Origin of the sequence: Bacillus crepusculi, assembly GCF_014764715.1 — a bacterium.
Lineage (GTDB): Bacteria > Bacillota > Bacilli > Bacillales > Bacillaceae > Bacillus.
This window is the reverse complement of sequence record NZ_JACXXE010000025.1, coordinates 1-6,880: the sequence shown is the minus strand read 5'-3', so window position 1 is coordinate 6,880 and position 6,880 is coordinate 1. Positions and strand designations below refer to the sequence as shown.

Below are 6,880 nucleotides of genomic sequence, written 5' to 3'. Positions count from 1 at the left end.
CCGTCTTTTTTTCTTTTTTATCCACGTTCGGGACGCAGTGCTTTTTCTAAGATGGCTAGACCTTCATTGACCTTTTCCTTTTCCTCATCATTGAGCCGTTGCAGGGAATTTTTAATTTTTTCGTGTCCTTTTTGATAAATACTTCTGAAAATATTTTTGGCTTCCTCTGTTAGTTCTACGACAATGATTCTCCGGTCACGCTCAGAGTGTTTTCGCTCGACAAAGTTAGCCTGTTCTAACCGGTCAAGCAGACCTGTCATATTGGACAAAGAAGCGCCCATTTTTTCAGCGATTTCGGATACCTTGAGAGAGCCATGGTTATTGAGCAGCATGAGCACCTTCATTTGAGGCATACTCATATCAAGCTTCATCCATTCAGACACATCTCCAAGACCTGCAGCCGTGAGCACTTTCATATATAGCACCCATGTCTTTTTTTCCTCGGGAGATAGAATCTCTTCTTTTAATACGGTGGTGTCATGAATATTATATTCCACGCTTGTTCACTTCCTTTAAGCGGCTCTTTTCTTTATATTACTGATTTTTACTTCTAATTGAAAGGTTCGTCAAGCTTTTGAATGTAAAACTGCATGAATCAAGTGGTATTTGTTGTATAATAATGGTCAGTTGAAATAAATGAAGCAACCTAGAAAGTTGGGAAAAACATGTGGAACAAAAAAACGGGTATGACGGTCTTGAAAATGCTTTTTCCGATCGTGATTATCCTTGTCTTGATTTTTGTCGCCAAGCAGGAGCTGAGCGGCCTTTCCATTAAAAAGACGTTTTATATTATTGACAGCTTGAATCGAATGGACTTGTTTATTCTTGTCTTTCTTGGACTTGTTGCAGTTCTATCAATGTCCTTATATGATTTCATTTTAAGAAGAAGTCTTGATATGCCCATCAGCGGCTGGAAAACGATTCGCATTTCTTGGATTGCGAACTCCTTTAACAGTGTACTTGGTTTCGGCGGCTTATCAGGAGCAGGGCTTAGAACGCTTCTATACAAGGAGTACATAACAGATACGAAAAAACTGCTGAAAGGCATTGCCCTTTTGACCTCCTCTGTCCTGCTCGGCTTATCTATTTTCAGTGATTTGATCTTGGTCAGGGTTCTGCCTGTTGAAAGTATTATTAGCCAGGAGCCATGGCTATGGGCATTTGTGATTATCTTTGCCTGTATTGTGCCAATTTACATCATTATGGCGTCCGTTCGAAAAGGCTCGATTGAGAGCGGTGAAAATGGACTGAAGCATCCGATTTATGCTTATATTGGCGCATCGTTTTTAGAATGGCTGGCAGCTGGTCTTGTCATGTACATGGCTGTCGTCTCTATGGGAATGAACGTCGATGTCCGGATTATATTAGGCGTATTTGCGATTGCGTCAATCGGCGGTTTAATCAGTATGGTTCCGGGCGGATTTGGTTCGTTTGATTTGATCTTTTTACTCAGCATGCAATACATTGGTTTTGATAAAGAGATGGTGCTGACGGCACTTGTATTGTACCGCTTTGTGTACTCGATCTTCCCATTTATCCTTGGGCTTTGTCTAGCTGCTTACGATTTAACAGGAACGACGCTTAGACGTCTTGAAGGCAATCCGAAAATGGCACCTGCCATAGAAACAACGAACGTCTTAATTGTGTTGCACCGAGCTTTATTAATCCGTTTATTGTACGGATCTTTATCGATTTTAACCTTTGGAAGCGGCCTGCTCATTATGGCGTCTGTTGTGCTTCCTGTCGATCGTTTAGGCGTGATTACCAGCATTCCGCGCTTTTTGTTATCAGGATTTAATGGTCTTTCTTTAATGTTCGGGATCATTCTGATGATTTTGTCCATTGAAGTGTATAAACGGACAAAAAGATCTTATGCGCTGACGATGATTGCCTTAGCTGGCGGCTTTGTGTTTACGTTGCTAAAAGGATTTAACCTGAGCCTGATCTTTATTCTACCAGTCATCATGGCGGTGTTTTTCTCTCTTCGAAATCAATTTGTGAAGCAGCAGGCACCTTATTCCTTGTATCAGTTTGTGGCGGCTGCTGCGGGATATTTACTCGTGTTGTTTAACTATAATGTCATTGGCAACTTTATTTGGACAAAAATCGGGCATTTCTTAAGTAAGGATTACTTGGTGCATAATGAACGGCACATCACGATGACAAGCATGATTGCTCTTATCGGTGTACCGCTGTTCTTTTTCATTAGTAAATTGATTTTTAATAAAAAAGCATTTCCAATTGGAGAAGAAGCAGATGAGGAAAAGTTAAAAGCATTTTTAGAAGAAAAGGGAGGAAATGCCCTCAGTCACCTTGGTTTTTTAGGAGACAAGAAGCTCTTTTTCTCAAGTGATGGAGAGGCGATGCTTCAGTTTGGACGAATTGGGCGCTGCGTCATTGTGCTCGGAGATCCTTCTGGACGTAAAGCATCTTATCCGCTTGTGCTTGAAGAGTTTTTGCAGCAGACGGAAAAAGCTGGCTATCGTGTCGCTTTTTATCAAGTAGAGCGGGAAGGGATGGCGCTCTATCATGACTTAGGCTTTCACTTCTTTAAGCTAGGGGAAGAAGCCATTGTCGACTTAGAAACGTTTTCTCTATCAGGTAAGAAAAAATCAAATTTACGAGCTGTCGCGAATAAGTTTGAACGAGAAGGCTATACCTTTGAGATGATCGAACCACCTTTTTCAGAGGACTTACTCTCTACCTTAAAGTATATCTCTGACAGCTGGCTCGGGAAGAAAAAAGAAAAAGGATTTTCGCTCGGCTACTTTCATGAGGACTATCTTCAAAAAGCACCGGTTGCGATTTTAAAGGATGAACAAGGGGAGATCATTTCCTTCGTGTCGTTAATGCCAATGTATCAAGAAGGGGAGATTTCCATCGACTTAATGCGCCATATGCATGATGCACCGAACGGAATGATGGATGCGCTGTTTATCCACCTGTTTCAATGGGCGAAAGAAAAAGGCTACAAATCCTTTAACATGGGGATGGCACCATTATCGAATGTGGGGACGTTCCATCAGTCCTTCCTCACGGAGCGGCTGGCGAGCGTCATTTTCAACAACGTTAGATATATGTACAGCTTTAGCGGGTTACGGTCATTTAAGCAAAAATATAAACCCGAATGGCGAGGAAAATATTTAGCCTATAAAAAGAATACATCACTGCCTGTCACAATGGTGCTTGTCACCAAGCTGATCGGGATGGACCCCAATCGCAACCGGCGCCTATAGATCAAAAACCTTTACCTTTCACTAGGTAAAGGTTTTTTTAGACAAAAGAATAGCAAAAGTGGTAAAGTTGAAGGGTAAGGGGGATGTTCATATGACATTGAATGAATGGTTTACAAAGGGATTAACTGAACGTACATATGTACACAACATGGAGAAAAACCGAGAAAATCTGCTCACGGTGTACAACCAGTACGCAATTCATCAAAAAGAAAAAGAGCTGCTTCAAAAGCTGCAAAAGAAAAAGCTCAGAGCACTTGTCATCACAGCGGATTGGTGCGGAGATGCGATGGTCAATGTACCGATTTTCATGCGTATTGCAAATGAAGCACTCATCGATGCGCGCTATTTCATTCGGGACGAGCATCTAGACCTGATGGATCAGTATTTAACGAACGGGACCGCAAGATCGATTCCGATTATCGTCATCATTGATCAGGACGGAAATGAAGTGGGGAAATGGGGACCTCGCTCAGCAGAAGCACAGCGCTTTGTCGATGAGAAAAAGCCAGACAAAGATGCACCTGACTTTGAAGAAGCATTTAAAGTATTTGCGAAAGAAGCCGCACATCGCTATACGACAGATCGTTACCTATGGAAAGATATTGAGAAAGAATTAGTAGAAGTTTTGGCAAAAATATAAACCAAAAGACTACTTCGCCGCAATGGGAAGTAGTCTTTTTTTATCTTGTTTTTGCGTTTTACCTACAAAACACCGCATAAAGTTGTAGAAAAACCGCAGAATTCTACCAAATACCGCAGAAAACCGCAAAGCACCACGATTTTCCCAACCACTTTTAGTTGAAAAACCTCATATATGCCATGAAATCAGCAATTTTGCCCTTATCTAAAGGCTCATATAACGCACGTCGGTTTGCTTTTTCCCAATACAAGAGGCCCAGCAACTATAGTAATCTAATTGTAATCTCCTTTGAACGAACTAAAAAAACAAATGACGGAAAAGGACTGGCGATCAATCTATGAAAAAAATCATTTATCTCGATCAAGAAAAGAAGAAGCTCGCTGAATCAAAAAAAAGAGAACAGCGTTCCATCAAATCACTCAGGCTGCTTGTGTTTTATGATGGACAAAGTCCTTCATGTGCAAAAGCGATTGACCTGTTAAAGTCACTTGATTGGAAGAACCGTATCCACTTTGAATCCTTTAGACACTCGCAGCTGCTGAGGCTAAATAAAATTAGTCAAGAGAAGGCCGAAAAAAGAATTGTGTCTATTTCCTTAGCCAAAAATCAGAAAAATTCAGGGATTTATACTTGGCTACGTATTGCTTGCAACATCCCAGCACTATGGGGAACGGTCCCATTCATTGTGCTCAGCATTTGGCTAGGCTTTGGGCAGCATGCGTATGATTATTTTGCGAGAAAACGGTATATTCATTCTGTTGAACAAGTCACCCGTCCTGATACAGATCAACAAAAAACGATTTAAAGAATAGAAAAAGCATGACCTTCGATCGGCAGAAGGTCATGCTTTTTTGTAATAGGGTACATATGACGCTAAGTGATCAAGTAGCTTCCTCGTGTAGGACATATACGCACGTTCGTCAAGCTCAGAAGCCGCATAGGAAAGCAAGGTTCTAAGAGCAAACAAGTACTCACTGTGCAGCTCATTGTGTTCAAAGTAAGGAAGGGCTGCTTCGACTAAATAGGTTTTTAAATCATGAGGATTTTCCTCAATCATCAATTTATAGATTTTAATCATATATAAACAGTTTGGCTGAATACGAGGCTGTTTTAACAGCTCGTGTATGTAGGGAAGAGCCTTTTTACGGTCATATTCAGCATATAATGTCGCAATTTCATATAGCGTTTCACAGTAACGATCTTCTATCTGTTCTTGATTAAAATAATTAAGTGAATCTAGTAAATATGGCACAGCTGAAGATAAATCACCTTCACGTTTTAAGAGCACCCCGTAATAAAAATAAGCCGTCATTTTAATATAGGCATCAGGGTGAAGGGACGTGTGCAAAATCACTTCTTTTAAATATTTCTTCGCCGTTTGAAAGGCTTTTAATTCGAGTGAGATCACGCCATGAATGAGTGTACAATGAATGATCCGCTTGAAATTGTTTTTTTGTCTATATAAATCCATCGCTTGATGTGTGGCTTCAAGCGCATCACCAAGCTGTCCCATGTTTCCAAGTGCTTTTGCATAGTGATAATACAGGTCACTCTGTTCAACAGACGCGTAAGAAAAGCAGCTTTCAAGTTTTTTTAAACCTTCTTCAAGCTGACCATTTTTAATCTGATGGATGCCATCTAAATATTCGAAAATTTCTTTTTCTGCTTTAATAAAAGTTTTTTCAAACTTTTTGAGCACGCGGTGTGTTTTCAAGGCAAGTGGCTGTTTTTCCGTTAATAAATAAAATTGAAATAAGGACAAATGATACTGAATCCCTAAATCTAGCGAAAAGAACTGCTCCTCGTGCTGAATGATCATTTCTGCATTTTGTTCAGCTTGATCGAGTGCATAGAAATACATATTCATTTGAAACTCATCCAAGAGTGACAGCAGGTGACGCGCCTTTTGCGACAGTGTTTCTAGACTGATGCCAAGCTTTTCAAGCAGCAAATTGATCGTATCTTGATTGGCCTCCTTTGAGCCATTTTCAATTTTACTTAAATGAGAGACAGAACAAATTCCTTCTGCCAATTCAGATTGGGTCATATTTTGTTTATAACGATAGAGCTTGATGATTTGCCCAATATTGATTTTCATTCCATCCAGAAGCCTCCCTTCCAATCATGGGTTGAAAGCCTTTTGAAAAAATGGCCGAATCAAATGAAATGGGAATACCTGATATCATTTCATCATCTTGGCTGATTTCTCAAAATTTGTTTAAAACGTAATATGATTGTAACATTACTTGAAAAAGTCAAACAACTTTTTAGCAGAAGGAGAGGGATACTCTATTTGCAACTACACGCAATGATGTTTATAATGTGAATGAGAATCAATTTCAATTAAGATTGATTGAAAGGATGACATATATGCCAGAAATCAAACAACAAACAGAAGCGTTAACGGTTCGAGACGCTGTCAGATATAGACGATCAATTCGAAAATTCAAAGAAACGCCGGTGACCATTGAGCAGCTTCAGCCACTATTGGAGGATGCGGTCTATGCACCGAACCATAAAATCACTGAGCCATGGCGCTTTCTATATGCGGTGACCGATGAAGCTAAAGCGACTTTTGTTGAGCGGTTCATTGCTTTCTTCAAACGCAACAACCCAGATGCAAAGGAAGAAAAGATCAATCAATACAGAGACTACTTTTCTAAAGTCCCAGCGCTTTTACTTGTCGTGTTAAAGGAAGACGAGAACCCAGTGGTGAGAAATGACGATTTTGCCGCAGTGAGCGCACTTATTCAAAACTTCCAGCTACTCGCTTGGGATCAGGGAATTGGTATGGTATGGAAGAGCGGCCGCATTTTATACGACAAAGGCTTTCAACAGGACATGGGATTAAAGGAGAACGAGCGCTTTGCAGCGATCCTTCACATCGGGTATCCAGAAGAGGTGCCTGAGGAAAAATCACGTCAGAAAGCATCAAGCTTGCTTACTGAAATCAAATAAAAAAAGAAAAGCAGACCCTGTCTAAAGGTCTGCCTCAGCGTGTAGA

6 protein-coding genes are annotated in these 6,880 nt (G+C 40.5%); 4 read left to right on the top strand and 2 right to left on the bottom strand.

Going from position 1 to position 6,880, the window contains the following annotated elements:
• Positions 1 to 17: 17 nt before the first annotated feature.
• The gene (locus IEE86_RS19050) at positions 18 to 497 is read right to left on the bottom strand and encodes a MarR family transcriptional regulator (protein ID WP_106066771.1); all 480 of its coding nucleotides are present in this window, start codon (positions 495 to 497) and stop codon (positions 18 to 20) included.
• Positions 498 to 665: 168 nt separating this feature from the next.
• On the opposite strand from IEE86_RS19050, the gene mprF reads away from it, so the two are divergent.
• From mprF to IEE86_RS19035, 3 genes are all read left to right on the top strand, one after another.
• Positions 666 to 3,236, top strand: coding sequence for a bifunctional lysylphosphatidylglycerol flippase/synthetase MprF (mprF, locus tag IEE86_RS19045; protein ID WP_191098552.1), 2,571 nt, complete (start codon positions 666 to 668; stop codon positions 3,234 to 3,236).
• Positions 3,237 to 3,327: 91 nt separating this feature from the next.
• Entirely contained in the window at positions 3,328 to 3,876 is a 549-nt protein-coding gene (locus IEE86_RS19040; RefSeq protein ID WP_191098551.1) for a thioredoxin family protein, read from the top strand.
• A 337-nt stretch (positions 3,877 to 4,213) separates the two neighbouring features.
• Positions 4,214 to 4,681: a thiol-disulfide oxidoreductase DCC family protein gene (locus IEE86_RS19035; RefSeq protein ID WP_191098550.1), complete on the top strand. Its 468-nt coding sequence runs from the start codon at positions 4,214 to 4,216 to the stop codon at positions 4,679 to 4,681.
• A gap of 36 nt (positions 4,682 to 4,717) precedes the next feature.
• On the opposite strand, the gene IEE86_RS19030 is transcribed toward IEE86_RS19035, so the two are convergent.
• Entirely contained in the window at positions 4,718 to 5,974 is a 1,257-nt protein-coding gene (locus IEE86_RS19030; protein ID WP_191098549.1) for a transcriptional regulator, read from the bottom strand.
• A 272-nt stretch (positions 5,975 to 6,246) separates the two neighbouring features.
• Here IEE86_RS19030 and IEE86_RS19025 point away from each other — a divergent pair, with 272 nt between their 5' ends.
• A complete protein-coding gene (locus tag IEE86_RS19025; RefSeq protein WP_176372656.1) occupies positions 6,247 to 6,834 on the top strand; it encodes a nitroreductase family protein in 588 nt (195 codons plus the stop codon).
• The last annotated feature ends 46 nt before the right edge of the window (positions 6,835 to 6,880 follow it).